This window comes from Pseudomonas paraeruginosa PA7, from assembly GCF_000017205.1.
GTDB classification, from domain to species: Bacteria; Pseudomonadota; Gammaproteobacteria; order Pseudomonadales; family Pseudomonadaceae; genus Pseudomonas; species Pseudomonas paraeruginosa.
This window is the reverse complement of sequence record NC_009656.1, coordinates 3167750-3194442: the sequence shown is the minus strand read 5'-3', so window position 1 is coordinate 3194442 and position 26693 is coordinate 3167750. Positions and strand designations below refer to the sequence as shown.

Here is a 26693-nt window from a genome sequence, read left to right as displayed (position 1 = left end):
GAGCAGCTTTGATTAGACGGTTATCGATGCAAGGCCGGATAGTGGGTCTGCCGGACCTGCCAACCCAGGTCCGCAGCACAAGAACAACAAAAAAGAGGTACGACCCATGGTTCAGGCACAGACCGCCGTGCTCCAGGCTGATCCTGCCCAGAAAAAGGCCACTGCCGCAAAACCCAGCAACGTCCGCTGGCGCATCTTCGCCATCATCTTCGCGCTCACCGTGATCAACCTGGTCGACCGCGTCTCCCTGTCCATCGCCATGCCCACCATCGCCGGTGAATTCGAACTGACGCCAGGCATGCAGGGCCTGATCCTCAGTAGCTTCTTCTGGGCCTACGCATTGCTGCAGATTCCCGGCGGCTGGCTGATCGACCGCTACGGCCCGCGCCGGGTGATCGGCTGGTCCACCGGGCTCTGGGGGGCCTTCCAGACCCTCGCCGCCTTCGCCAGCGGCGGCCTGTCGCTGATGTTCGCGCGGGTCGCCCTGGGCGCGGCGGAGGCGCCGCTGTTCCCCTCCGGCGGCAAGCTCAACTCGCTGTGGCTGGGCGCCAGCGAGCGCAGCCGCGGCGCCGTGCTGATGGATTGCGGCGGGCCACTGGGCGTCGCCCTCGGCGGCCTGGTCATCGCCTACCTGATCGCCGCGCTCGGTTCCTGGCGCAGCGCCTTCTTCATCGCCGGCATCGCCACCCTGGCCATGGCCTGGCTCGCCTGGCACTACCTGCGCGACCGGCCCGGCGAGCACCCCGGGGTCAACGCCGCCGAACTGGAGAGGATCGACGCCGACCGCGCCGCGCCGCCGGCCGACGCCGCCCGACAGGCGAGCGGCGGCCTGGGCATCGCTTCCCGTTCGCTGGCCGGCATCGTCCTCGGCCGCGCCAGCTGGGCAATGGTGTTCTTCGGCCTGCTGACCTGGGGGCCGAGCTACCTGGCCCAGGCGCGCGGCTTCGACATCAAGGGCATCGGCGCGGCGACCTTCGTGATCTTCCTCTGCGGCGCCATCGGCTCGCTGGTCGGCGGCTTCCTCTGCGACCTGCTGATCCGCAAGGGCGTGCGCCGCGGCCTGGCGGCCAAGGGACTGCTGACGTTCTCCGGGCTGGTGGCGCTGGTCGCCTTCCTGCTCTTGCCGGGCATGAGCGACGCCTATGCCGCCGTGACCCTGCTGGCGCTGACCGCTTTCTTCCTGATGTGGGGCAGCCTGTACTGGAGCTTCCCGGCTCTGCTCGCCGCGCCGTCGCGGGTCGGCCTGATCGGTGGCGTGATGAACATGGCCGGCAGCCTCGGCGGCATCGCCGTGCCGATCCTGGTCGGGCTGCTGCTGCAGCACCTGGGCGGCTATGCCGCGGTGCTGGGCTTCTTCGCCCTATGCTCGGCGACCTTCATCGCCGGCACCCTGTTGATTTCCCTGGACACGAACGAGGCTGAACATGGCTGAGCTGTACGACGGACCGATAGTCGACGCCCATCACCATTTCTGGGATCCGCAGGTGAACTACCACCCCTGGCTGTCGGACGGCGAGAACATCCCGTTCCGCTACGGCGACTACAGCGCGATCAAGCGGCGCTACCTGCCGGCCGACTATTTCACCGACGCGGGCGCGCACCGGGTGGTCGAGACGGTCTACGTGGAAACCGAGTGGGACCCGCGCGACCCGCTCGGCGAGACCCGCTTCGTCCACCGGCTCGCCGAACGCCACGGCGCGCCCCACGCCGTAGTGGCCCAGGCCTGGCTGGACGCGCCGGACGCCGCCGAGGTGCTGGCGGCGCAGGCGGGCTTCGCGCGGGTCCGTAGTGTCCGCCACAAGCCCGGCGGACCGACCCGGCCGGTACAGGTCGGCGAAACGCGCAGCCTGATGAGCGACGAGCGCTGGCGCCGCGGCTACGCCGAACTGGCGCGCCACGGCCTGCACTTCGACCTGCAGACGCCCTGGTGGAACCTTGCCGAGGCCGAGCGGCTGGCGCGCGACTTTCCCGGCACGCTGCTGATCCTCAACCATGCCGGCCTGCCGGCGGACCGCAGCGAGCAGGGCCTGGCCGGCTGGCGGCGGGCCATGGCGCGCTTCGCCGAGCGGCCCAACGTGGCGGTGAAGATCTCCGGCCTCGGTCAGGCCGGCCGGTGCTGGAGCGTCGAGGACAACGCCTGGATCGTCCGCGAGACCATCGCCCTGTTCGGCGTCGAGCGGACGATGTTCGCCAGCAATTTCCCGGTGGACAGCCTGTGCGGCTCGTTCGACGACATCTATGGCGGTTTCAAGCGTATCGTCGCCGACCTGCCGTACGCCGACCAGGAACGACTCTTCCATGGCAACGCGCGGCGCATCTACCGCACCGTGCCCGACACCATACGCCTGCAGCAGGCATCGCCCGACCCGAGGACTTCCGCATGAACACTCCAACCCTACCGCGACTGGCCATGGTCCTGGGAGACCCGGCCGGCATCGGCCCGGAACTGATCGCCCGCCTGCTGGCCGAGCCCGAGGTGCGCGGGAAGGCGCATGTCCTGCTGATCGCCGACGAAGCGGAAGCGCGCCGCGGCATGCGCATCGCCGGCTGCGAATTCCCCTACCGGCGCATCGACTCGCTGGAAACCCTGGACTTCGCCGACGCCACGCCACTGCTGCTTCCCTGGCACGGCCAGGGCCAGGGCGAGTTCCCACGCTGCGAAGCGAGTGCCGCCGGCGGCCGCTACAGCCTGGAGACCCTCGCCCTGGCCCTCGAACTGACCCGCGGCGGCAGGACCGACGCGATCCTCTTCGGCCCGCTGAACAAGACCTCGCTGCACATGGCCGGCATGGCCCACAGCGACGAACTGCACTGGTTCGCCGAACGCCTGGGATTCGACGGCCCGTTCTGCGAGTTCAACGTTCTCGACGACCTCTGGACCTCGCGGGTAACCTCCCACGTGGCCCTGGCCGAGGTGCCGGGCCTGCTCAGCCAGGAGCGGGTAGGGGAGGCGATCCGCCTGATCGACGCCGCGCTCCGCCGCAGCGGCCTGGCGCGGCCGCGCATCGGCGTCTGCGGGCTGAATCCGCACAACGGCGACAACGGCAGCTTCGGCCGCGAGGAGCTGGACATCATCGGCCCGGCGGTACGCAAGGCGCGCGAGGAGGGCATCGACGCCGACGGCCCGTATCCCGCCGACACCATCTTCCTCAAGGTGCAGGGCGACGCCCGCGCCTTCGACGCGGTGGTGACCATGTATCACGACCAGGGGCAGATCGCGATCAAGCTGATGGGCTTCTCCCGTGGCGTGACCGTCCAGGGCGGCCTGCCGATCCCCATCGCTACGCCGGCCCACGGCACCGCCTTCGATATCGCCGGGCAGGGCCGGGCCGACGTCGGCGCTACCCGCCAGGCGTTCGAGATCGCCTGCCGGATGGGCAGGCGCAAAGCCTGATCGCTTGCATGCGACACGACAACCAGAGCGCCGCCCCCTCGTAACGCGCTCCTGACGCCTCCCTGTACCGTCGCGGCGGGGCAGGGGGCTTCGCACCTTCGACGAGACACATCGCCTGGAGCCACAGCGCTCCACGGCTCGCTTCGGCCTGGGAAAAGGAAAAACAACAATGACCCGTTCCGCTCCGAACCTGCTGAAATCCGCCTCGCTCGCTCCGGTCCTGCTGGCCGGCCTGCCGTCGCTCGCCGGCGCCGAGGGCTTTATCGAAGACGCCACTGTCAGCCTCGGCCTGCGCAATCTCTATTTCAATCGCGACTTCCGACAGCCCGGCGCGGCGCAGTCGAAACAGGAGGAGTGGGCCCAAGGCTTTCTCCTCCAGGCGAAATCCGGCTATACCCAGGGCACCCTGGGCCTGGGCGTCGAGCTGCTCGGCCAGCTCGGCCTGAAGCTCGACAGCAGCCCTGATCGTGCCGGCTCCGGGCTGCTGCCACGCCACGCCGACGGACGCGCCGCGGACGACTACGCGCGACTGGGCGTGGCGCCGAAGCTGAAGCTGTCGAATACCGAACTGAAGCTCGGCGAACTGCTGCCGGAACTGCCAATCCTCCTGCGCAACGACGGCCGCCTGCTGCCGCAGACCTTCCAGGGCGGCATGCTGACCTCGAAGGAAATCGCCGGCCTGACCCTGCACGGCGGGCAGATGCGTTCGCTCAGCCAGCGCAACTCCAGCGACCACCAGGATCTCTCGGTGGATGGGCGAGGCGGGGCGTTCTCCGACCGCTTCGACTACCTGGGCGCCGAATACCGCTTCAACGCCGAGCGCAGCCAGGTCGGGCTGTGGCAGGCGCGACTGCAAGACATCTACCGGCAGGATTACTACAGCCTGAGCCACAAGCGGAGCTTCGGCGGCTGGCGCCTGGGCGCCAGCGTCGGGCTCTTCGACACGCGCGACGAAGGTGCCGCGAAGCTCGGCGAACTGGACAACCGCGCGCTGAGCGGTTTCTTCAGCGCGACCCACGGCGGACACAGCCTCGGCGCCGGCTACCAGCGCATGTACGGCGACCACGGGATGCTCTACATCGCCGGCACCAGCACGCCGTTGGTCAACGACATCCAGGTGCGCAACTTCACCAGCGCCGGCGAGCGCTCCTGGCAACTGCGCTACGACTACGACTTCGTCGCCCTGGGCATTCCCGGGCTGACCGCCATGGCCCGCTACGCCAGCGGCGCCCATGCCCGGACGAAGGCAATGGCCGACGGCCGCGCCTGGGAACGCGACGTGGACATCGCCTACGTGATCCAGAGCGGCCCGCTGAAGAACCTCGGCCTGCGTTGGCGCAACGCCATGCTGCGTTCCAACCATGCCGCCGATGTCGACGAGAACCGTCTGATCCTCTCGTATTCCCTGCCGCTGCTCTGAGCGTGGGGCCGCGCTTGGCCCTGGCCGATAACCGACGATTGGCTCATTGGCGAAAAGGTATTGCCTGGGGTTATCGACGAATGCGCAGAAGTGATTATCCGCGCGGGAGCGGCCTGGCTACAGTCGGCCCAACGCAAGCGGCCATGCCGCCTCCGCGTCGAACAACAACAAGAAGGGAAGTCCTCCATGAGCGCCATGAACGACCACGCCAGGCTGCTGTCCTCGGCGATCGCCACCAGCCGCCTGCGGCTCCTGCCTTTCCTGATCCTGATGTACGTGCTGGCCTTCATCGACCGGGCCAACGTCGGCTACGCGCGCGCCTTCCTGCAAGCCGACAGCGGGCTCGGCGATGCCGCCTTCGCGTTCGGCGCGAGCATCTTCTTCATCGGCTACGCCTGCTTCGAGGTTCCCAGCAACCTGATGCTGCACCGCCTTGGCGCCAGGGTCTGGCTGTGCAGGATCATGGTCAGCTGGGGCCTGGTCTCGGCGGCGATGATGTTCGCCGACGACGCCATGACCTTCTATGTCCTGCGCTTCCTGCTGGGCGTCGCCGAGGCGGGCTTCTTCCCCGGCATCATTCTCTATCTCACCTACTGGTTCCCGCAGCGCAGCCGTGCCCAGGCGCTCGGCCTGTTCTACTTCGGCCTGCCGCTGGCGCTGGTGCTGGGCGGCCCGCTGTCCGGTTGGCTGCTGGAGTTCCACGGCATATTCGGCCTGGCCAACTGGCAGTGGCTGTTCGTCACCGAGGGCCTGCTGGCCTCGCTGGTCGGCATCGCCGCCTACTTCTACCTGGTCGACCGCCCACGCGATGCCGGCTGGCTGAGCGACGAGCAAAAGCGGGCGCTGGAAGGCGAGCTGGCCGAAGAAGACACCCGCAAACAGGCACGCGGCCCACACGGCTTCCTCAGCGCACTGCGCAACGGCCAGGTGCTGAAGTTCTGTCTGGTCTACTTCACCATCCAGATGAGCGTGTACGGCGTGGTGTTCTACCTGCCGACCCGCATCGCCAGTTTCCTCGACGGTCAGGTCGGCCTGAACGTCGGTTTGATCACTGCGATTCCCTGGGCCTGCGCCCTGGTGGTGACGCGCCTGGTGACCCGCCATGCCGACCGCAGCGGCCTGCACCGCCCACTCGCGGTGGCCATGCTGGGCATGGCCGCTGCCGGCATCGCCGCCTCGGCGCTGGCCGGCAACCTTGGCCTGGCGGTGATCGCCTTCTGCTTCGCCGCGTCCGGCTTCGTCGCGGTGCAGCCGTTGTTCTGGACCCTGCCCACCGGCTACCTGAGCGGCGCGGCCGCCGCCAGCGGCATCGCCCTGGTCAACTCCCTGGGCAACCTCGGCGGCTTCGTCGCGCCGAACCTCAAGACCCTCATGGAAAACCTGTTCGCCGACCCGCGCGCCGGCATGTTCGCCCTGGCCGCCGTCGGCCTGCTCGGCGCCTGCCTGCTGGCTCGACTGAAGACCTCCGGATCGTCGTCCGTCCCGCTGCGCGCGCGGCAGGCCGGCTGACCCCACTACGCACCGATAGGAGCTGCGACATGAAAATCAAATCCGTCCGTACCCGCGTCTTCGAATGGAAGGGCAAGGTCGTCCCGCCGCAGGCGCACTTCTGCACCAATGCCAGCGACATCCTGTTCGAGAAGGGCGACGCCATGGGCTCGTTCCGCTTCCACGGCTGGCTGGTGGTGGAGATCGAGACCGACGACGGCCTCGTCGGCGTCGGCAACTGCGCCCTGGCGCCACGGGTGGCCAAGGAAATCATCGATCTCTACCTGGCGCCGATCTGCATCGGCGAGGACTCGTTCGACTACGAGTACATCTGGCAGAAGATGTATCGCCGCACCCACGCCTGGGGCCGCAAGGGCATCGGCATGGCAGCCATCTCGGCGGTGGACCTGGCGATCTGGGACATCATGGGCAAGGCGGTGAACAAGCCGGTGTTCAAGCTGCTCGGCGGACGCACCAAGGAGAAGATCTGGACCTACGCCTCGAAGCTCTACGCCAACGACAATCTCGACGCCTTCCTCGAAGAGGCCCGGGGCTACCTGAACCAGGGCTTCACCGCGCTGAAGATGCGCTTCGGCTACGGCCCCAAGGACGGCCCGGCGGGCATGCGCAGGAACATCGAGCAGGTCCGCGCGCTACGCGAACTGGCCGGCCCGGACGTCGACATCATGCTCGAATGCTACATGGGCTGGACCCTGGAATACGCCCGGCGGATGCTGCCGAAGCTCGCCGAGTTCGAACCGCGCTGGCTGGAGGAGCCGGTGATCGCCGATGACATCGAGGGCTACGTCGAGCTGAAGAAGATGGGGATCATGCCGATCTCCGGCGGCGAGCACGAGTTCACCGGCCACGGCTTCAAGGATCTGCTGGAGCGCCACGCGGTGGACGTCATCCAGTACGACACCAACCGCGTCGGCGGGATCACCGCCGCGCGCAAGATCAACGCCATGGCCGAGGCCTGGTCGGTGCCGGTGATCCCGCACGCCGGACAGTTGCACAACTATCACCTGACCATGGCCAGCACCGCCTCGCCGATGGCCGAGTTCTTCCCGGTGTTCGACGTCGAGGTCGGCAACGAGCTGTTCTACTACGTGTTCAAGGGCGAGCCGCAGCCGGTCGACGGCTATATCCAGCTGGACGACGACAAGCCCGGCCTGGGCCTGGAGCTATCCGAAGAGCACCTCAGGGATTTCACCATCATCGAGTGATACTCGGAGCGCACAGGAGGAGCCGAGATGCGGCTGATTCAATTCGAGGACCGGGCAGGGCAGCGCCGGGTCGGCGTCGTCGAAGGCGCCGGGATACAGGTGCTGCGCGGCGTGCACAGCACCCGCGAACTGGGGTTGGCGGCGATTCGCGCGGGCATCGGCCTGCACGACGAGGTGCTGCGCCGAGGCAGCGAACCGGGCCCGGACTATGCCGGGTTGCTGGAGGAGGGAAGGGTGCTGCCGCCGCTGGATCATGAAGACCCGGCCCATTGCCTGGTCAGCGGCACCGGCCTGACCCACCTGGGCAGCGCCGCGACGCGCGACCGCATGCACCAGCAGCACCAGCAGCACCAGGGCGACGAGACCGCGCTGACCGACACCATGCGCATCTTCAGGTGGGGCCTGGAGGGCGGCAAGCCACCGGCGGGTCAGGTCGGCGCGCAGCCCGAATGGTTCTACAAGGGCGACGGCGGCATCGTCGTGCGCCCCGGCGCGGACCTCCCGCTACCGGCCTTCGCCGAGGACGCCGGCGAGGAACCGGAGCTGGTCGGGCTCTACCTGATCGGCGATGACCGCCGACCTTATCGGCTCGGCTACGCCCTGGGCAACGAGTTCTCCGACCACCTGATGGAGCGCCGCAACTACCTGTACCTGGCGCATTCCAAGCTGCGCGCCTGCTGCTACGGGCCGGAGCTGCGGGTTGGCGAGCTACCGCGCCACCTGCAGGGCGAGAGCCGGATCCTGCGCGACGGCGAAGTGCTCTGGCGACAGGCGTTCCTTTCCGGCGAGGACAACATGTGCCACAGCCTGGAGAACCTCGAGTACCACCATTTCAAGTACGCGCAGTTCCTCCGTCCGGGCGACGTCCACGTGCATTACTTCGGCACCGCCACGCTGTCTTTCGCCGACGGGATCAAGGCCGCTCCGGGGGATGTCTTCGAGATCGCCATGACCGAGTTCGGCGCGCCGCTGCGCAATGGCATCGCCGCCGTCGAGACGGCACTGGCGCCGGGGCGGGTAGTAGCGCTCTGACCCCCAACCGCCGCGCATGGGCCGGACCCGCGGCATGGATTCCTTCATTCCTGCGGAGCCCTTGGCTCCGGCTCCGCCGGCCATCCCCGGCGGGGCTTCCCCTGTATGAGGTCGACATGACAGCCATCCTCGGACACAACTTCATCGGCGGCGCCCGCAGCGCGGCCGGCACGCTCTTCCTGCAAAGCCTCGACGCCGCCAGCGGTGAGGCGCTGCCGTACCGCTTCGTGCAAGCCACCCCGGAAGAAGTGGACGCCGCCGCCGAAGCCGCCGCCAGCGCCTACCCGCACTACCGGCAACTGCCGGCCAGCCGCCGCGCGGAATTCCTCGATACCATCGCCGCCGAACTCGACGCGCTGGACGATGATTTCGTCGCCATCGTCTGCCGTGAAACCGCGCTACCGGCCACGCGCATCCAGGGCGAACGCAGCCGCACCAGCGGCCAGCTGCGCCTGTTCGCCGAAGTCCTGCGGCGCGGCGACTTCCATGGCGCGCGCATCGACCGCGCCCGGCCCGAACGCAAGCCGCTGCCACGCGTCGACCTGCGCCAGTGCCGGATCGGCCTCGGCCCGGTGGCGGTGTTCGGCGCGAGCAACTTCCCCCTGGCGTTCTCCACCGCCGGCGGCGATACCGCCGCGGCCCTGGCCGCCGGCTGCCCGGTGGTGTTCAAGGCGCACAGCGGACACATGGCCACCGCCGAACGGGTCGCCGCGGCGATCCTCCGCGCGGCCGAGCGCACCGGCATGCCGGCGGGCGTGTTCAACATGATCTACGGCGGCGGAGTAGGGGAGCGGCTGGTACGCCACCCCGCGATCCAGGCGGTCGGCTTCACCGGTTCGCTGAAGGGCGGCCGCGCCCTCTGCGACATGGCGGCCGCCCGGGCGCAGCCGATCCCGGTGTTCGCCGAGATGAGCAGCATCAACCCGGTGGTGCTGCTGCCGGCGGCGCTGAAGAAGCGCGGCGAGGCCGTGGCCGACGAACTGAGTGCCTCGGTGGTGCTCGGCTGCGGCCAGTTCTGTACCAATCCCGGGCTGGTCATCGGCATCCGCTCTGCGCAATTCTCGGCGTTCCTCGAACGCTTCGCCGCCCGCATGGACGACCAGCCGGCGCAGACCATGCTCAACGCCGGCACGCTGGCCAGCTATGAAAAAGGCCTGGCGGCGCTGCACGCCCACCCGCGCGTCCGCCATCTCGCCGGGCAACCGCAGGAGGGCCGCCAGGCCCGGCCGCAACTGTTCCAGGCGGACGTCAGCCTGCTGCTGGAGGGCGACGAGTTGCTGCAGGAAGAAGTCTTCGGCCCGGCCAGCGTGGTCGTCGAGGTCGCCGACCACGCCGAACTGAAGCGCGCGCTGCATGGGCTGCACGGGCAGCTCACCGCGACCCTGATCGCCGAAGCGGAAGACCTGGCGTCCTTCGCCGACCTGGTACCGCTCCTGGAACAGAAGGCAGGACGCCTGCTGCTCAACGGCTACCCGACCGGCGTGGAAGTCTGCGACGCGATGGTCCACGGCGGCCCGTACCCGGCCACTTCGGACGCCCGCGGCACCTCGGTGGGCACCCTGGCCATCGACCGTTTCCTGCGCCCGGTGTGCTACCAGAACTACCCGGACGCGTGGCTGCCGGAAGCGCTGAAGGATGGCAACCCATTGGGGATTGCGCGGTTGGTGGACGGGGTTGGGACGCGGGCGGCGGTTGCTTGAAAGGGGTGCCAGGGAGGGGCGAGGTCTCGAGCGGAGCGGGACCTCGCTGGCGCGGAAAAAACCGGAGAGGTGCGCGGCAGGACGCGGGGGAGCGGGCCGAATCAATCTCCCGGCGCTGTTGCCCTGGCGTGCACGACGCTACAGATGCTCGTCGAAGAATCCGGCAATCCGATCGAAAGGAATCCTGTCCAGCCGGTCGTACAGGTCGACATGACTGGCGCCCGGAACGATCAGCAGCTCCTTTGGCTCTGCGGCAGCGGCGTAGGCGGTCTCGCTGAAGTAGCGTGAATGGGCCCTTTCGCCGTGGATGAACAGGATCGGGCGTGGCGAGATCTCCTTGATGTAGGTGAGGATCGGCATGTTCATGAACGACAGCGGCGTGGTCATCGTCCAGGCGTTACCGGAGTTGACTGCCCGCGGGTGGTAGCCACGGGGTGTCATGTAGTAGTCGTGGTAGTCGACGAGGAACTGTGCCTCACCACCCTTCAGTTCGTTGTAGGGCGGCTGATAGGCGGGGGTACCGCTTTCCGCGTCCTTCCAGCGCTGCTGGCCCAGTTGTTCCAGCGTTCGCGTGCGCTGTTCGAGGGTCACGCTGTCGTTGTAGCCCTTGGACATGACCCGCGTCATGTCGTACATGGTGCTGGTCACCACCGCCTTGACGCGCTTGTCCACGGCCACGGCGTTCAGCGCCATGCCACCCCAGCCGCAGATGCCGATGACGCCGATGCGCTCGCGATTCACTTCCGGCAACAAACTGATGAAATCCACTGCCGCGCTGAAGTCTTCGGTATTGATATCCGGCGAAGCGACGTTGCGTGGCTGACCGCCGCTCTCACCGGTATACGATGGGTCGAACGCCAGCGTGACGAATCCGCGTTCGGCCATGGTTTGCGCATACAGTCCGGAGGACTGCTCCTTGACCGCGCCGAACGGACCGCCGATCACGATTGCCGGCAGCCGATCGCCGCCACGGTTCTTCGGCAGGTACAGGTCAGCTGCCAGGGTGATGCCGTAGCGATTGGCGAAGGTGACCTTGCGATGTTCGACCTTTGCGCTCAGGGGAAAGGTCTTGTCCCACTCCTGGGTCAATTGCAGCTGCATGTTGGTTCCTCCGGTGTTTGACGAAGTCGTTGCCGCCGGACTGGTCTGGCAGCCGACGAGAGCCATCAGCGCACCGGCAAGGACTGCGCCCCTCAGGGCACCCTTGCGAGAGCGAGCTCGATTGCTGTGCTTGGTTTCCATGGCGTTCTCCATCGATCAGATCGACGTGGTGGGATTCGGCTCGACGACCTGGCCTGCGGCGCGAGGCAAGTCGCGTCCGGGCGTTCCCGGGGTCTAGCCGGCCGGGGCTTTCGAGCGTGCGGTGAGGATGGTCAGGAAGGCTGCGATCAGCAGCAACGCGGCGCTGGCGAAGAAGGTCGCCTGATAGCCAGTGCGATCGAACAGCAGACCACCCAATGTGGAGCCCAGGGCAATGGAGAGTTGCACCACGGCGACGAACAGGCCGCCACCGGCTTCGGCGTCCTCTGGGAACACCCTGGCGATCCAGGCCCACCAACCGACGGGGGCCGAGGTACCGGTCAGTCCCCACAATCCGAGCAGGACGACAACGATGGCGGGCCAGCCGCCAAGGACCGTCAGTACCAGGGCGATCAGGGCCATCAGCAACGGGATGGCGACCAGTGTCTGGAAGAAGCGCCGTTGCAGAACCCGGTCGATCAGCAGGGTGCCGATAAAGCCCGCTGCACCGATCACCAGCAGTACCAGCGAAACATGCGCGCCATGTACGCCGGTGACCGTCTCCAGGAATGGTCGCACATAGGTGAACAGGGAAAACTGGCCCATGAAGAACAGGCTGCTGGCGAGCATGCCGAGCATCACACCGGGACGCTTGAGCAGAGCGAATACCGTGAACACATTGCCCGGGCCGGGAGCACGCGCGCCGGCCCGCATGGAGGGCAGGGTGGTCCATTGCCAGGCCAGTGCCACCAGGGCTACCGGCACAAGGCAGAGAAAAGCCCCTCGCCAGCCGATGAGGGTGCCTAGCCAGGCGCCCAGCGGCGCGGCCACCACTGTCGCCAGAGCGTTGCCGCCATTGACGAGGGCCAGGGCTCGCGGCACGTCGTTGGCAGGCACCAGGCGCATGGCCGTGGCTGCCGACATCGACCAGAAGCCGCCGATCACTATGCCGATCAGCGCCCGGCCCAGCATGTAGACGAAATAGTTTGGCGCGAGCGCGACGATTGCGCCGGACATGCCCATTGCCGCCGTCAGTCCCAGCAACAGCGTCTTGCGGTTCAGGCTGCCGGCAACGGATGAAATGAACAGGCTGGTTAAAACGGCGAAGGCGCCGGAGATGGCGATGCCCTGGCCTGCCATGCCCTCGGTAGTTCCCAGGTCGTTGGCGATGGGAGTCAGCAGGCTGACCGGCAGGAACTCCGACGCGACCAGTGCGAAGGCGCAAACCGCAATGGCCAGGACGCCACTCCAGGAGCCCGATTGTTCAGGGTTTTCGTTGGCGGTATCGAGTGCGCGGGTTGTCATGAAAAAACTGGCTTATCCAAAGAGTGAAAAGAAGAGATCGGCTCCGCTGGTGACAAACGCCTGGGCTGAGTCGGCAGGGAAGGGAAGTCAGGGTGCGGTAGGCGGAGATGATTGCTGCAAATGAATATTCGGGTATGCGGCGGCCTGTTACTAGCTAAACAATTCTTAATGGGTATATAAGCTCTACTAATTAATGGTCCGTGGAAGAATTGGCCATGATCAAACGTAACCTCAACGACCTCCTGTCCTTCGTTGCCGTCGCCCGCGAGGGCACCTTCACCCGTGCCGCCGCCCAGCTGGGCGTGACGCAGTCGGCATTGAGCCAGTCGATAAGCGGCCTGGAGGCGCGCCTGCAGATCCGCTTGCTCACCCGCACCACGCGCAGCGTTTCGCCCACGGCGGCAGGGGAGCGCCTGTTGAATGCCATCGGCAATCGCTTCGACGAGATCGAGGCGGAACTGGACGAGTTGTCGGCGCTGCGCGACAAACCAAGTGGCACGGTTCGCATTACCTGTGGCGATCACATCCAGCGAACCCTGTTGCTACCCAGGCTCACCCCGTTGCTGCTGGAATATCCAGACATCAAGGTGGAGTTCGACATCAACTATGCCTTTCGGGACATCGTGGCCGACCGGTTCGATGCCGGCGTACGCCTGGGCGACACCATAGACAAGGACATGATCGCCGTGCCGATTGGGCCGCCAGTGCGCATGGCGGTCGTCGCGGCCCCGGCCTACTTTGCGGCACATCCGAAGCCCAGGAATCCTCGCGATCTGGTCGACCACAACTGCATCAACATGCGCATGCAGTCCGGCGGCGGCCTGTATGCCTGGGACTTTCAGCGGAAAGATCGACACGTGAACGTCCGTGTCGATGGACAGCTCATTTTCAACACCTCGCCGAATATCGTGGATGCCGCGCTGGCGGGGCTGGGAATCGCCTGGCTCCCCGAAGAGGAATTCGCTCCGCATATCGAGGAGGGCCGGTTGCTGCGAGTGCTGGAAAACTGGTGCCCACTGTTCCCTGGCTACTACCTGTACTACCCGAACCGTCGGCAACCATCGCCGGCTTTCAGCCTGGTCGTGGATGCGCTGCGTTACACCAGGCCCAGGGGAACGACCATAGGCGGCGGGTAGCGGGCATGCAGGGACTCGGTCGCCGGCCACTCATCACGGGGTGGACGATCTGTGAAAACGGCGACAATCGCCAGAGATGCGACGTTTGACCATCCAGCCTCAGGCACCTGCTGTTTTTCGGACACAGGTTCAGGCCAGCTCACAGACACGCGACGCATACGCATGGTGGGAAGAAATGTTCGAGGGCGAGGACCTCCTGGCCAACCTGGGCCGGAGGTTGTCGTCGGAGCGCGAGAACGAAACATCCTTGCGAGCGATGTCGAGGAACCCGGCGACAACGGCGCCGGGTTATTAACTATCAGTGTCGGGCAAGAGGGCGAGATTCGAGCCGAAAGCTCAATCGCAAAGGATGTGAGTTCCACCTAGGTCATATTTAATTTAACATAATATACATTATGCGAATCCAGGATGTTACGGCCAAATAGTAATGTCTCGATCTAGCTGTCGGTTTAACTAAATGGCTGGAATTTTCACATTAACGATAGGAATTCCTTTGGTTCAGACACTTGGAGAGGCTTCCTCTTGTGAAGCCTACAGATATTCCTGCAATTAGATTGGACATACTCCTCGCCTCACAGGCAGGGCTGCCTGAGTCCCATAATAGAGGTGATCGACACAGCGGTTGCGACAACACCCTCAAGGTCTCCTGGGCGACGTCCTCGACACCGGTCGATGTAACCCGATCAAGCTCGCGTGTAATCCCAGAGCGGTCTCCCGAGATTTCCCCCCCCTTGCATCGTCACGGATTACATGCCCTGGTCTGTCCTAAGTCCCAGGACCCGGGACGGCTAGATAAGACATCGCATGCCCCGCAATGACTCAGGCGAGGTGGATGCAACCGCACTGGAGCAGGTTCGGGACGGCTACGACACGTCCCGGCTCTTGGACCTGGTGGACAGTCTGGATGCCTGGCCCCTGGTCGAGGGTGCCCCACCGACAGTACCCACTGAAAACGCCTGCATCTGGGCAGTAGCTGAGTCATTGCAGTTGAACCTAGAGGCACTGGCCGCCTGGGTTCGCTTTGCACAGACATGCGTCAAGCCGCTGGTCAATCTCGTGCCTGAGCATGAGCAATAACCTGGCCTCTGCCGGCTTGATGCCCACCGCATCGTGAAATCAGGACTCCGGTTATTAGGGTATTGAAGCCGGAGGGCTCCTAACGTCGTGCAGCATCTGTGGCGAGTACTCCATCGCCGTCAAACAGACTAGGATTGATTTTGCCATCACTCTCCTGTGTGAGTCCCCTCCTCCTGATTACAATTGCCACCGCCAGATACGCGAAAACTCCTAATGGCATGTGCCGAGACTCGTTGTTTGAGCCATGGAATTACGTGGACTGGCCCGAATTTCCATTTGCTCTTGCTTAAGGAACTGAGCCTGCTGTTGGATGCACGTTAGTTTCAGCTTTGAGGAATTGACCAAGGGATTGCCATGACCACTCGGACCACCCCCCCCCAACCCAAACCCCCTGCTGATGGCGAACGCCGGGCTATTCGCAATCTATCGGCGCAGTACAGAGTTGCAGCGGCACTCGCATATGAGGCGCTTCAGCAAGGCGAGTTGGAGTGGGTTCGCCTCGTCGATCCAGACGCAGGACGCCTCGATGACGTCATGATTGCTCGCCCAGGTCGTCTAGATGCCTATCAGATCAAGTGGTCTGAGTATCAGAACGAGGTCAAGTTCAATGAGCTGGTGACTGCAACCACGGTTTCAAACAAGCCCTACCCTGCCCCTTTCGAGCTAATGGCAGACGGGTGGCGCCGGTTGCGAGCAGCACATCCAATGCGACGGATACATGCACACTATCTTATGCATGACAGCCCGTCGGCGCGCGATATGAAGGATGGTCGTATAGATGGGCAACCTTCCCACTTGCAGTCCTTTCTGAGGAATGCCTTCCCTGCACGCGCGCATTGGTTCGACGTCAATGATCCCATTTACGCTGCCTGGTCAACAAAGATTGACGCGATCGCGGCAGCCACGGGACTGCCTCACGATGAGCTTACGATCTTCATTGCAGACTGTGAGCTTGACCTCGGATTTGTGCTGCCACACGCAACTACGTCGCAAGAAGTTCGCCGCGCCGAAGACGTTGATGCCTTGGCGCATTTCTTTATGCAGCGCGTCTCAAGTACTTCGGGACCGGTGGAGCTTCGTCCTGAGGACATTCTCCACGGACTGGGATGGAGCGATCGCTTTGCGCTTCGATTCAAACATGAGTTCCCGGTAGACGAGCAGCTTTATCAGCCGATCCAGGAAACGGTCGCAGCTCTGGACAAAGCGGTTGCGCAGTTTCGGCGGGGCTATCTGGCATTGGTGGGACCGCCGGGGTCCGGCAAGTCGACAACGCTGACCCAAACTCTCCGCTATCGGGAAGGTATCCGACTCGTCCGCTACTACGCATTCGTTAGGGATGATCCTCGCACCGGGCGCGGTGAAGCCGCGGCATTTCTTCATGACTTATGCCTATCGTTGTCGGGTCTCGGCGTAGGGCGTGCCAACCGCTTCTCTGCCATACCGGATACGCTGCATGCCCAGCGCGAGCGATTGGGCACGCTCCTCGGCGAGCTAGGAGAGGAATCTCGCCAGTCTGGGGTACGGACGATCATCTTGATCGACGGTCTTGATCACATCGAACGGGAGCAGAGTCCTGAGCGTTCCCTGATTGAGGAGTTGCCGTCCCCTGCCGCCATTCCGGATGGCGTCTTGATCGTTTTGGGAACGCAGCCAGTGGGGCTGGGGGGACCATCGCCCGCACTTCGCCCGATTCGCGCGCACCTCGACGAACCTTCGCGAACTATCGCCATGGACCCGCTCTCACGCGCGAATGTCCGTCACATTGTGCGAACCGCAATACCCAACGTTGTCCTCAGCCGAGAGGACGAAGATGACGTGTACCGCCGTTGTGCTGGCCACCCACTCTCCTTGGCATACCTGGTGAAGCGCTTGGCTACCGCCGAGAATTCAACAGCTGCAGCCGGGCTTTTGAACGAGATGCAGGACTTCGGCGGTGACACGGACGCCGAGTACGCAGCGTATTGGGAGCAACTCAAGCATGACGGCGAGGTACGAGAGCTGCTGGGGCTCATATCCCGGGTCAAAGGAACGATTGAGCTGTCGACGATCAAGATGCTCGCCCTCGACTCAGCGGTAGAGCGATTTGCGGGCAGTGCCTTCTACCTTTTCCGTCAAATCACCTCAGAACGGTGGGCGTTCTTCCACAACAGCTTTCGGCAGTTCGTAATTCAGCGGACCGAAGTAGACGTATTTGGCCGCCGTGATCCGGCTAAGGCGGTACGTTTTCACCAACGCTTGGCCGCTATAGCTGGAGAGCCAACCTCCCCACCGGAGCTGCGCTGGGAGTGCCTCTATCACCTAGAGCACGCCGGCGAAAAAAGGGTTCTGCTTGAGCGTGCGCAACAAACATGGTTCCGCGAGCAATACTTCGCGGGGCGGCCACTGGCGGATATTCGTGAGGACATACACCGTAGTCTTGGAGCGGCCGCCGGCGAGCGCGATGTAGTCGCTCTTGCCGGCCTACTACTCGTCCACAAGGAACTGGCAGAGAGGGACGAAGCTCTAGAAAGTGTCGCTCTCACCGACCTTCAGCTCCGCTTGGCTGACGAGACAATCCGAGGCTCATTACTAATGGCTGGTAGTGAGTTAATGGTGAGCGATCTGGTTGCATTGCAATGGTCTGGGAGATTGTCACAAGAGGGCAGCGCGGCATTCGCGGCAAAGCTTTTTGACGCCGCGGAACCCGTTGACGTGCTAGCTGGTGTTGAGGGTGTCACTGCGGCTGGTGACGCGGTGCTGGATGCATGGGCTTCAGTGGCTTGGCGATTTCGTCCATTAGGTCAAGTGGTCGAGGCAATTGGTCATGTACGCGTTGACTCGAGTGGCCCACGGTTGGACTCGGACCCGGCGCCATCTACGGACGAGGACGGGGTCATGCCGAGATAAGGGGAAAATTCATTCATTTGGAGGGTGTCCGAAATTTTGTGTAACCGGCTCATGAGCGACACTGTCGCTGAGAACTGGAGACACCATGAACAAGACGCCCCACACCATTACCGACGAACTGCTGGATCAGCTTCTGGCCAATTATCAGAAGCCTGAAGACTTGATCGGTACCGACGGCATCCTCAAGCAACTGACCAAGAAGTTGGTCGAGCGTGCGCTGGATGCCGAGCTGACCCACCACCTGGGCCACAACAAGCATCAGCCTGTCAGCAATTGGATGGGCAACACCCGCAACGGTTTCAGCAAGAAGAAACTCAAGGGCGAGTTCGGTGAACTGCCCATCGAGGTACCGCGCGACCGGCATGGCACCTTCGATCCGCAGATCATCGAGAAGCACCAGACCCGCTGGACGGGCTTCGACGACAAGATCCTTTCGCTGTATGCCCGCGGCATGACGGTGCGCGAGATCCAGGCGCACTTGCAGGAAATGTACGGTGCCGAGGTGTCACCCAGCCTGATCTCCTCGGTGACCGACGCGGTGGCCGATGAGGTCAAGGCCTGGCAGTCGCGCCCGCTCGATACGGTGTATCCCATCGTCTACCTCGACTGCATCCACAGCAAGGTGCGCGAGGGCGCCGTGCGGGTGAAGGCGGTCTATCTGGCGCTGGGTATCAACCTGGCCGGCGAGAAGGAAATCCTCGGCCTGTGGATCGCCCAGAACGAGGGCGCCAAGTTCTGGTTGCAGGTGGTGACCGAACTGCGCAACCGTGGCGTTCAGGACATCTTCGTCGCCTGCGTGGATGGCTTGAAGGGCTTCCCCGAGGCCATCGAGGCGGTGTTCCCGCGCACCAGCGTGCAGCTGTGCATCGTGCACATGGTCAGGCACAGCCTGAACTACGTGTCCTGGAAGCGGCGGGCGGAGGTCGCCGCCGACCTGAAGCGGATTTACCAGTCCAGCACCGCTGACGAGGCCGAACTGCGCCTCGGTGAATTCGAGGCCAAGTGGGATGACGACTACCTGCCGATTGGCCAGTCCTGGCGACGCAACTGGGCCAGGATCACGCCGTTCTTCGACTTCCCGCCGGAGATCCGAAAGGTGATCTACACCACCAACGCCATCGAATCGGTGAACATGAGCCTGCGCAAGATTACCAAGAACCGCGGCTCGTTCCCCAGTGACGAGGCGCTGCTGAAACTCTTCTACCTGGCGCTACGCAACATCAGCAAGAAATGGACGATGCCGATCCGTGACTGGAAGGCGGCGCTGACTCGCTTTACGATCAGCTACGAAGACCGCCTGCCGCAGCAGTAACCCTAACCCCGGTTACACAAAATTCTGCACACCCTCTTCATTTGGAATGTAAGCCATTGCTCTGAAAGGCTTTCTATCCGGCAAGCGCTGGCTTGCACCTCATGGTCTATCTTTTCCGTCTGGTTCAAGGAAAGGAGTGACACATGGCATCCCTCGAACGTACCGCCTACCCTGTTTTGTCGCGCTCCTATTCGAGGGCCGAGCTTCAGCGTGAATTCAGCTTCTCCGAGGAAGAAGTCACGTGGGTCAAAAGTCGCTCTAATGCAGCATTCCGACTGAATCTCGCTGTTCTGTTCAAGACTTTTCAGGTACTCCGATACTTTCCAGAAATCGCTGAAGTGCCGGAGCCAGTTGTCGATTTCATCCGCACACAAATAGGTCTACGCAGCAAGGTTGCGCTATCACCCTACAAGTGGATGCAGCTTTACCGCCATATGAGTGCCGTTCGGGAAAAACTTGGGGTTCGACCGTTCTACGGCTCGGATGGTCAAGACATAGCATCCACGCATGCACAGTTGATGGCTCCCCTCCTCGAACAGCGCGCTGACATTATTAATGCGATCATTGACGAGTTGCTGCGCCAAAACTACGAGCTGCCCGCCTATTCGACCTTGAATGACCTAGCAGAAGCCGCTCGTGCAGAAGCACAAGAGAAAATCTTCAACCTTGTGGTAGCCAGAGCTCCAATCAAGGTGATCTATAAGCTAAGGGATCTTCTCGACACGGACTTCGGGCGTCGGCAGAGTGACTTCAACACACTCAAACAGGCACCCAAGAAACCCTCGCGCAAGCATCTGGAGGTACTGATCGACCACCTAGCCTGGCTAGAGAGTTTCGGGAAACTGGATGCCATTTTTGATGGGATCGTCGATACGAAAATTCGCCACTTTGCTGCCCAAGCTGCGGCGTCGGATGTATCTGAACTGAAGGACTGCTCGCTGCCGAAGCGTTACACGCTGATGCTTGCTTTGATCTACCGTATGCGGGTGCGAACCCGAGATCACCTGGCCGAGATGTTCATCCGAAGAATCTCCACGATCCACAAACGCGCCAAGGAGGAGCTGGAGCAAATCCAGGCACGTCAACGTCAGAAGTTGGAACAACTGGCGGCCACCTTGGACGGCGTGGTGCAGATTCTGGTTCAAGAGCCGGATGACCAGGAGGCTGGTAGCCTGATTCGAGAATACCTCTCCCCCGATGGCAACATGGATCGGTTGCGAGAGGTTTGTGCTGAAGTTCAGGCCACAGGAGGTAATAACTACTTGCCGCTGATCTGGAGGCACTTCAAGTCCCATCGTTCACTGCTGTTTCGCCTCAGCCACCTTCTCCAGTTGGAGCCCACCACCCAGGATCGCTCACTTATCCAGGCGCTTCAGCTCATTCAGGACAGTGAGAATCTGCACCGTGAATGGATCGATGAGCATGTCGACTTGTCGTTTGCATCAGATCGCTGGGTGAAGATCGTGCGTCGCCCTACCAGTGAAGGGCCGCCTACCAACCGACGTTATCTGGAGGTCTGCGTGTTCTCCTACCTGGCCAGTGAACTGCGCTCGGGTGATCTGTGCGTGCAGGGATCGGAATCCTTCGCCGACTACCGTAAACAGTTGCTGCCTTGGGAAGAGTGTCTCCAGCGGCTACCGGCATACTGCGAGAAGGTGGGCCTTCCTACCACAGCGAAGGAGTTTGTCGCCTCGCTCAAGAGCCAGTTGGAGGAAACCGCGCAACAGTTAGATGACAAGTTCCCTTCCTGTCGAGGGGATGTGTCGATCAACGATGCAGGCGAGCCGGTACTGCGGCGGGTGATGGCACGGGACATCCCGCCTTCAGCCATCTCGCTACAGACGGCGCTTATGCAGCGTATGCCAGCCAGGCACGTGCTGGACATTATGGCCAACATTGAGCACTGGATTCAGTTCACGCGGCATTTCGGACCGATGTCCGGCAACGAGCCAAAGCTCAAAGAGCCGGCCGAGCGCTACCTGATGACGATCTTCGCCATGGGCTGCAATCTCGGTCCCAGCCAGGCCGCGCGGCATCTGGCCGGTAATGTCACACCGCATATGCTGTCCTATACCAATCGCCGCCACCTCTCGCTGGAGAAACTGGACAAGGCTAATCGCGAGTTGGTGGAGCTCTATCTGCAACTTGACCTGCCCAAGCTTTGGGGCGATGGCAAAGCAGTGGCCGCAGACGGTACCCAGTTCGACTTCTATGACGACAACCTACTGGCCGGCTACCACTTCCGCTATCGCAAGATGGGGGCCGTGGCGTACCGACACGTGGCCAACAACTACATTGCAGTGTTCCAGCACTTCATCCCGCCAGGCATCTGGGAGGCGATCTATGTGATAGAGGGACTGCTCAAAGTCAGCCTTAGCGTCGAGCCCGATACGGTCTACTCCGACACCCAGGGCCAGTCGGCCACAGTATTCGCCTTCACTCATCTCCTGGGTATCAATCTGATGCCGCGTATCCGCAACTGGCGCGACCTAGTGATGTGCCGACCGGATCGAGGCGTATCGTACAAGCACATAAACCGACTGTTCACCGACACTGCCGACTGGCACCTGATCGAAACTCACTGGCAGGATCTGATGCAGATTGCGCTGTCGATCCAGGCCGGCAAGATTTCCTCGCCCATGCTGCTACGTAAACTTGGCTCTTACAGCCGGCGCAACAAGCTCTACCTCGCAGCACAGACGCTGGGCAGTGTTATCCGCACGATTTTCCTGCTCAATTGGATTGGCAGCCGAGAGCTGCGCCAGGAAGTCACTGCGAACACCAACAAGATCGAGTCCTACAACGGCTTCTCCAAGTGGCTCTCTTTTGGCGGCGATGTAATTGCCGAAAACGATCCGGACGAGCAGCAGAAACGTCTGCGTTACAACGACATGGTGGCTTCGTCGGTGATTCTGCAGAACACCGTGGACATGATGCGCATCTTGCAAAAACTAGCCCGCGAAGGGTGGCAGTTTACCGATGAGGACGTGTCCTTTCTTAGCCCCTACCTGACCAGTAACGTCAAGCGTTTCGGCGAGTTCAACCTTAAGCTCAACCGACCGCCGGAGCCCTGGATCAAGGATTCGGTATTCCAACAGGCTGCCGGCTCGTTGCGAGTCAACTCGACCAGTAAGGCCGCGGCCGAGGAGGCAATATGATCGAGATTGCGTCAGCGTCTTTTCGAGTCACACCCTACGGTGAGGTGGACATCGCAGCACTGGACAGAATGCGAGCCGGATTCGATACATCCCAACTTCTACGGCTAGTTGAAGGTCTGGATGCATGCCTCTCGGAAATGGGTGGTATCACCGCCTTGCGTGACGAACTGCTGAAATTGCACGCAATGGCACTGACTATCGTCGAGGGGACTGCCCCGGCTGCGCCCACCGAGAACGCGTGTATCTGGGCTGAAGCAGAATCTGTGCAGTTGGGCCTAGAAGCGCTGGCGACGTGGATTCGCTCCGCTCAGGGCTTCCTAACTCCCTTGACCAGTCTTGAGCCTGAGCATCAGCAGTAGCTCGTTAAACCGTATCAAGCCGAGCCGGAATCAGCCCGGCTTGATCAGTGACCTAGCGATTCGGTAGCCGCTGAGCGATCACGACAAAGAAACGCCGGCATTGCCCGAACGTCGACCAGTTCAGCAGCCAATTTGACAAGGGGCTGCGTAATCATAGGCACCACTCAAAATGTATATCTTTACTTGAGACTATGACTCATCATAACGAATCGCTCGCGAAATTCGAAACCTGACTTCTTATAAAGGCTTACTGCTTTAGGATTATTTTCGTCCACTTCTAGATGAACTATTGCGGCACCTTGAGACTTCAAGAAGGACTTGACCTTTTCTAGAATCTCACTGCCAAATCCCTGTCCTCGGCACTGTTCATCGATATAAAATTCATCAATCCAGACCTCAATCCCCCTGAACTCGATACTGTAACAATTGCAAGTAGCAATATATCCAATCTGCTTGCTGCCAAGACAAATAATCCAAACGTTGCCCTTTTCTGAAGATGACAAGAGAGGGCGAAGTGCAGCCAGCCTGTCTTCGTCAGTCATCTCAATACCATCGTATAGGTGGTATTTTTTCATTAGCTCCACGAGTAAGAGCTCATCATCTATTGAGGCTGAGATCAACTTGATATTTGAATTTTTGCTCATGGCATCTTCAGATCTTGGTCATCATTATTACGCCGGCAACGATTACGACTATGGCGCTCATGCGCTTATATGCGTCCGACGAGCTAAAGTTTTCGCTGAGTATCTTTGGGTCAACTATTGCTAGCCAATGACTTAAGGCTAGCACATATACCGGGTGAAGACTGACCAAAACCGAGACCACCGCAACGTTTCCACCAGCAGATAATGCGCCAATAAAAAGCGCGTATCCACCGGCGTCGAAGAGATTGCTCAGCGCATACACCGCCCAGCCCTTTGGTGGCATTTCGGAGACATCCTTTGCGATGGAATGGCGCCATTTCGGAACCAGCAGCATCAGAGTCCCGCCAAGACCGTAGCCTGCATAGTTAAACATAAGAACCGAGGGCAGGCTGTGACTCAGGAGCAGGTGATCGTATAGTAGCGTAGCCACCGCCCCAAAAACTGCTGAACCTATTAGAAGCAATACTGCTGATAAACTTATCGAGCCTGGTCTCCCTTTGCCGATTGCCACAGCAAAGTAAACCCCGACAAAAACCAAGGCAATGCCGAGCAGCTCAATCCCTGTTGGCGAATAGCCAAGCAAGAGGATCGATACGACAAGCACCAGCAAAGGAGTTAACTGATGAAGCGCAATCGCAGTAGAGATATCGACCGACTTCAGCGGCATTGCGTATAGGAAATACATTCCAAAAATGCATAATCCTGACAGCAGGTTCAGAAGCGCTGAGGTTGTGTCAAAGTCAGATGGTGTAAAGAGAAGAAAAATCAGCGCAGAATAAAGAAGATTTCCAATGCTCAGGAGAAATATAAATGTAGTCCAGTGATTCGCATGATGGATCACTGCCAGCTTGTCCAGGATATTTGAAAGGCTCCACAGCAGTGGAGCCATAAGTGCCATAACTAACCAGGTCATTTTCCTCGAAGTACCTCTAATATGGTATCGCGACTATCCTTCAATAAAACATGAGAAAAGTCGTCGGTGTCATGGTCAAATATAAAGGTTCGCTGATAGTCGAAGCTCTCTGAAGTTTCGAATTCCACGATCTTGTCTAGAATCGCCTCAACCTCATCAAAGCGATGAGAGTGATTAAGGCGAAGAATTTTCATTGCATTACCGTAATGGGCTGCCTCATCACGGGCAGCATATCTAATCCAGGTTGAAAGAGACTCGTTTTCAAACGAGTCAAAGAAGCTTACATCTTGCTTGTAGGCTCTTGTGCTGGTCACTTCATCAAATGCGATAGAGAGAAGAATTGTGAATTCATCCTTCATGAAGTCTTCGATATGAGAAAAGTCCGGAGAGTTCGATCTAATCTCGCGATCAATCATGTCTTCCGGCATGGAGTAAAGTACGCTATTAATCTTTCTCAGTCCGCGATAATGATTTTGCTCATCGAGATGCCACAGGCATACGAACTCGATAAATTCATTGCTAAATTGAATGTCGCGACGGCCAAACAAGTAGCGCAAGAAGTTTATTGAATCAAATTCAGAGCTCATGTCATGCCAAAAGAAAGGCCGACGCTCCTCGAGCTTTGAGGGATTCGACTTTATCTGTTCAATTGACAAACCCTTCAGCAACTCCAGGGATGACCATTCGTAGCTTTTAAGACCAATACCCGACTTAACATTTGACACTTGAACGCTCCTTGTTCAGAGGACAAAATTTGAGAACAGCCAGGGAGAGTCGCTATCTATGGCCGAAAAGGTGCCTGGGTTGTTTTTGGTAGGATTCCAGTCCGAATAAACCCCTTTTAGTTCGCCTAGATACTGTGAAATATAAGATAGTGCCACTTCATGATCCATGTCTTCGGCTTCAATTATTCCTGCCGACGGATGGCTCAGGATCCATAAGTAACCGGAAAGAACTCCGGCTGCTACCTGTAACGTTGTTGCAGTGTTGAGAGTGGCAAGTTCCTTGGCCTTTTCGATGCTTAAGATAGATCCATACCAATAACTAGATTTTTCGTGCCCCATAAGAAGAACACCGAGGTAATCAGAACCCGACAAGATATCACCAGGACGAAGTACTTTTGTCTTTTCTGGAGTCATGCAATCATTGCCGAACCATTCATGTACAGAGAGAATTGCTTCATCGCTTGGGCGATAGGCATAATGGACAGTTGGTCTATATGTCTCATCGGCAGTTCTGAGCGTCAAAAAGTCAGCAATTGAAATTGCCTCGTGATGAGTTACCAAATAACCTAAGCTAGGGCCGTTGAATGGCGTCCATGTCTTAACTCTAACAGAGGCCCCTGGCTTCTCAATATAGATTGCTGCTCCGCATCCATCTGTATGCATTGACGCATCCGTGGGTAGACTTCGCTCGTGACTTCCCCAGCCCAACTCTGCCGGTTGTTGCGACTCACTTATGAACCCATGCACTGACCAAGTATTTACGAACTCACCCCTCTCCCTAGATTTCTGAGAAATTTGCGAGTCGTACTCTGCGACATGGATTACTTTGACACCCAATCTTTGGCTTAGGATAGCCCACTGCTCTTTATTAGAGGGCTTTTTACAATCACCCAATATCTCTTCCGCTAAATCTAAAAGAGCACGTTTAACGAAGTGGGATACCAACCCAGGATTCGCGCCATGCGCCACGAGAGCCGTCACCCCTGAGCCTAGCCTCTTTTTCAGAGACAGCATTTGTTCTCTTAAGTGATAGTTAGTTCGCTTATGCAGTGGTATGGTTGGGTCATCATATCCGCCCTTCCACGGCTCAATGCATGTGTCTAAATAAAGAGCCCCTGCGGAGCGGCATAATTCTATCAGGGCAAGACTTGAGACATCGGTTGATAGATTTATTAGAACCGTCCCTTCACCAAGAATCGGCACAAGAATGTCGCGATAGTTGATTTGATCAATTGCAGAGTTGATAAATTTTAAGCCAAAACTGTTAGCAAAGTACTCAATAAGCGGTGGTGTTTTTGGATCGATCGCGTAGATTTCTAAAGTAGATAAGTCGTGAACCTTAGAAAGGAGAGGAAGGAAGGACTGGGCAATCGTTCCTAGTCCCACAAAGACAATTCGCTGGGGGGGATTAATTGAAAAACCCATTCAAGCATCCTTACTGTCTATTATGAAAATCTGTTTCCCTATGCCTGCATGTCTACTTTGAACTTGGCTGGCATGTCAAATTATTTTTCTGGATCGCCTATATTTTCTTTTTAAATCAAATACTTAATCGATAGTTAACTTCGGAGAGGGAGGTGCCAACTGGGCAGGTTTTAGTCAGCTCCGTGGCAAGTGACAATGATTTTCACTTGCACATCACGCACTATGCAGTTTTTGGGCTTGCCCGCTTGAAACTC

At 60.5% G+C, this 26693-nt stretch carries 20 protein-coding genes; 14 read left to right on the top strand and 6 right to left on the bottom strand.

Going from position 1 to position 26693, the window contains the following annotated elements:
* The first annotated feature begins 106 nt into the window (after nt 1-106).
* The 8 genes from PSPA7_RS14665 to PSPA7_RS14630 all read left to right on the top strand — a co-directional run bounded on the left by PSPA7_RS14665 (nt 107) and on the right by PSPA7_RS14630 (nt 10260).
* On the top strand, nt 107-1432 hold the full coding sequence (locus PSPA7_RS14665) for an MFS transporter (RefSeq protein ID WP_012075838.1): 1326 nt from the start codon (nt 107-109) through the stop codon (nt 1430-1432).
* Complete coding sequence (locus PSPA7_RS14660; RefSeq protein WP_012075837.1) at nt 1425-2384, top strand: amidohydrolase family protein; 960 nt, start codon at nt 1425-1427, stop codon at nt 2382-2384. The genes PSPA7_RS14665 and PSPA7_RS14660 overlap by 8 nt, the downstream gene beginning before the upstream one ends.
* A complete protein-coding gene (locus PSPA7_RS14655; protein ID WP_012075836.1) occupies nt 2381-3394 on the top strand; it encodes a 4-hydroxythreonine-4-phosphate dehydrogenase PdxA in 1014 nt (337 codons plus the stop codon). The genes PSPA7_RS14660 and PSPA7_RS14655 overlap by 4 nt, the downstream gene beginning before the upstream one ends.
* Nucleotides 3395-3563: 169 nt before the next feature.
* Nucleotides 3564-4814, top strand: a complete 1251-nt coding sequence (locus PSPA7_RS14650) for an OprD family porin (protein ID WP_012075835.1) — start codon at nt 3564-3566, stop codon at nt 4812-4814.
* 186 nt (nt 4815-5000) lie between these two features.
* Nucleotides 5001-6323, top strand: a complete 1323-nt coding sequence (locus PSPA7_RS14645; RefSeq protein ID WP_012075834.1) for an MFS transporter — start codon at nt 5001-5003, stop codon at nt 6321-6323.
* A gap of 29 nt (nt 6324-6352) precedes the next feature.
* Nucleotides 6353-7528: an L-lyxonate dehydratase gene (locus PSPA7_RS14640; protein WP_012075833.1), complete on the top strand. Its 1176-nt coding sequence runs from the start codon at nt 6353-6355 to the stop codon at nt 7526-7528.
* A 27-nt stretch (nt 7529-7555) separates the two neighbouring features.
* Nucleotides 7556-8560: an AraD1 family protein gene (araD1, locus tag PSPA7_RS14635; protein ID WP_012075832.1), complete on the top strand. Its 1005-nt coding sequence runs from the start codon at nt 7556-7558 to the stop codon at nt 8558-8560.
* A gap of 116 nt (nt 8561-8676) precedes the next feature.
* On the top strand, nt 8677-10260 hold the full coding sequence (locus PSPA7_RS14630) for an aldehyde dehydrogenase (NADP(+)) (protein ID WP_012075831.1): 1584 nt from the start codon (nt 8677-8679) through the stop codon (nt 10258-10260).
* A 138-nt stretch (nt 10261-10398) separates the two neighbouring features.
* Here PSPA7_RS14630 and PSPA7_RS14625 read toward each other — a convergent pair whose 3' ends face one another.
* Nucleotides 10399-11502: an alpha/beta hydrolase gene (locus PSPA7_RS14625; RefSeq protein WP_073624825.1), complete on the bottom strand. Its 1104-nt coding sequence runs from the start codon at nt 11500-11502 to the stop codon at nt 10399-10401.
* A 93-nt stretch (nt 11503-11595) separates the two neighbouring features.
* A complete protein-coding gene (locus tag PSPA7_RS14620) occupies nt 11596-12804 on the bottom strand; it encodes an MFS transporter (protein WP_012075828.1) in 1209 nt (402 codons plus the stop codon).
* Nucleotides 12805-13019: 215 nt separating this feature from the next.
* Here PSPA7_RS14620 and PSPA7_RS14615 point away from each other — a divergent pair, with 215 nt between their 5' ends.
* From PSPA7_RS14615 to tnpC, 6 genes are all read left to right on the top strand, one after another.
* Nucleotides 13020-13940, top strand: coding sequence for a LysR family transcriptional regulator (locus PSPA7_RS14615; RefSeq protein ID WP_012075827.1), 921 nt, complete (start codon nt 13020-13022; stop codon nt 13938-13940).
* Between the two features lie 804 nt (nt 13941-14744).
* Nucleotides 14745-15017 (top strand): hypothetical protein, encoded by a 273-nt coding sequence (locus PSPA7_RS14610; RefSeq protein WP_041025355.1) that lies wholly within the window; start codon nt 14745-14747, stop codon nt 15015-15017.
* 354 nt (nt 15018-15371) lie between these two features.
* Complete coding sequence (locus PSPA7_RS14605; RefSeq protein WP_012075826.1) at nt 15372-17903, top strand: ATP-binding protein; 2532 nt, start codon at nt 15372-15374, stop codon at nt 17901-17903.
* Between the two features lie 85 nt (nt 17904-17988).
* On the top strand, nt 17989-19215 hold the full coding sequence (locus PSPA7_RS14600; RefSeq protein ID WP_010794468.1) for an IS256-like element ISPa1328 family transposase: 1227 nt from the start codon (nt 17989-17991) through the stop codon (nt 19213-19215).
* Between the two features lie 143 nt (nt 19216-19358).
* Nucleotides 19359-22373, top strand: coding sequence for a Tn3 family transposase (locus tag PSPA7_RS14595; RefSeq protein ID WP_003111042.1), 3015 nt, complete (start codon nt 19359-19361; stop codon nt 22371-22373).
* Nucleotides 22370-22732, top strand: a complete 363-nt coding sequence (gene tnpC, locus PSPA7_RS14590; RefSeq protein ID WP_003111043.1) for a Tn3 family transposase post-transcriptional regulator TnpC — start codon at nt 22370-22372, stop codon at nt 22730-22732. Before PSPA7_RS14595 ends, tnpC begins: the two co-directional genes overlap by 4 nt.
* 179 nt (nt 22733-22911) lie before the next feature.
* Here the strand turns inward: tnpC and PSPA7_RS14585 are convergent, their stop codons facing one another.
* The 4 genes from PSPA7_RS14585 to PSPA7_RS31145 are packed head-to-tail and all read right to left on the bottom strand — an operon-like array spanning nt 22912 to nt 26439.
* Nucleotides 22912-23376 (bottom strand): GNAT family N-acetyltransferase, encoded by a 465-nt coding sequence (locus PSPA7_RS14585; RefSeq protein WP_003120171.1) that lies wholly within the window; start codon nt 23374-23376, stop codon nt 22912-22914.
* A gap of 7 nt (nt 23377-23383) precedes the next feature.
* A complete protein-coding gene (locus PSPA7_RS14580) occupies nt 23384-24289 on the bottom strand; it encodes an EamA family transporter (protein WP_003120172.1) in 906 nt (301 codons plus the stop codon).
* Complete coding sequence (locus tag PSPA7_RS14575) at nt 24286-25014, bottom strand: hypothetical protein (protein WP_003111046.1); 729 nt, start codon at nt 25012-25014, stop codon at nt 24286-24288. The genes PSPA7_RS14580 and PSPA7_RS14575 overlap by 4 nt, the downstream gene beginning before the upstream one ends.
* Before the next feature lie 15 nt (nt 25015-25029).
* Entirely contained in the window at nt 25030-26439 is a 1410-nt protein-coding gene (locus PSPA7_RS31145) for a saccharopine dehydrogenase NADP-binding domain-containing protein (protein ID WP_012075823.1), read from the bottom strand.
* Nucleotides 26440-26693: the final 254 nt, after the last annotated feature.

Bases quoted from the DNA above. Each gene is read 5' to 3' on its own strand.
- PSPA7_RS14665 (WP_012075838.1), top strand. From the start codon at position 107: ATGGTTCAGGCACAGACCGCCGTGCTCCAGGCTGATCCTGCCCAGAAA.
- PSPA7_RS14660 (WP_012075837.1), top strand. From the start codon at position 1,425: ATGGCTGAGCTGTACGACGGACCGATAGTCGACGCCCATCACCATTTC.
- PSPA7_RS14655 (WP_012075836.1), top strand. From the start codon at position 2,381: ATGAACACTCCAACCCTACCGCGACTGGCCATGGTCCTGGGAGACCCG.
- PSPA7_RS14650 (WP_012075835.1), top strand. From the start codon at position 3,564: ATGACCCGTTCCGCTCCGAACCTGCTGAAATCCGCCTCGCTCGCTCCG.
- PSPA7_RS14645 (WP_012075834.1), top strand. From the start codon at position 5,001: ATGAGCGCCATGAACGACCACGCCAGGCTGCTGTCCTCGGCGATCGCC.
- PSPA7_RS14640 (WP_012075833.1), top strand. From the start codon at position 6,353: ATGAAAATCAAATCCGTCCGTACCCGCGTCTTCGAATGGAAGGGCAAG.
- araD1 (WP_012075832.1), top strand. From the start codon at position 7,556: ATGCGGCTGATTCAATTCGAGGACCGGGCAGGGCAGCGCCGGGTCGGC.
- PSPA7_RS14630 (WP_012075831.1), top strand. From the start codon at position 8,677: ATGACAGCCATCCTCGGACACAACTTCATCGGCGGCGCCCGCAGCGCG.
- PSPA7_RS14625 (WP_073624825.1), bottom strand. From the start codon at position 11,502: ATGGAAACCAAGCACAGCAATCGAGCTCGCTCTCGCAAGGGTGCCCTG.
- PSPA7_RS14620 (WP_012075828.1), bottom strand. From the start codon at position 12,804: ATGACAACCCGCGCACTCGATACCGCCAACGAAAACCCTGAACAATCG.
- PSPA7_RS14615 (WP_012075827.1), top strand. From the start codon at position 13,020: ATGATCAAACGTAACCTCAACGACCTCCTGTCCTTCGTTGCCGTCGCC.
- PSPA7_RS14610 (WP_041025355.1), top strand. From the start codon at position 14,745: ATGCCCCGCAATGACTCAGGCGAGGTGGATGCAACCGCACTGGAGCAG.
- PSPA7_RS14605 (WP_012075826.1), top strand. From the start codon at position 15,372: ATGACCACTCGGACCACCCCCCCCCAACCCAAACCCCCTGCTGATGGC.
- PSPA7_RS14600 (WP_010794468.1), top strand. From the start codon at position 17,989: ATGAACAAGACGCCCCACACCATTACCGACGAACTGCTGGATCAGCTT.
- PSPA7_RS14595 (WP_003111042.1), top strand. From the start codon at position 19,359: ATGGCATCCCTCGAACGTACCGCCTACCCTGTTTTGTCGCGCTCCTAT.
- tnpC (WP_003111043.1), top strand. From the start codon at position 22,370: ATGATCGAGATTGCGTCAGCGTCTTTTCGAGTCACACCCTACGGTGAG.
- PSPA7_RS14585 (WP_003120171.1), bottom strand. From the start codon at position 23,376: ATGAGCAAAAATTCAAATATCAAGTTGATCTCAGCCTCAATAGATGAT.
- PSPA7_RS14580 (WP_003120172.1), bottom strand. From the start codon at position 24,289: ATGACCTGGTTAGTTATGGCACTTATGGCTCCACTGCTGTGGAGCCTT.
- PSPA7_RS31145 (WP_012075823.1), bottom strand. From the start codon at position 26,439: ATGGGTTTTTCAATTAATCCCCCCCAGCGAATTGTCTTTGTGGGACTA.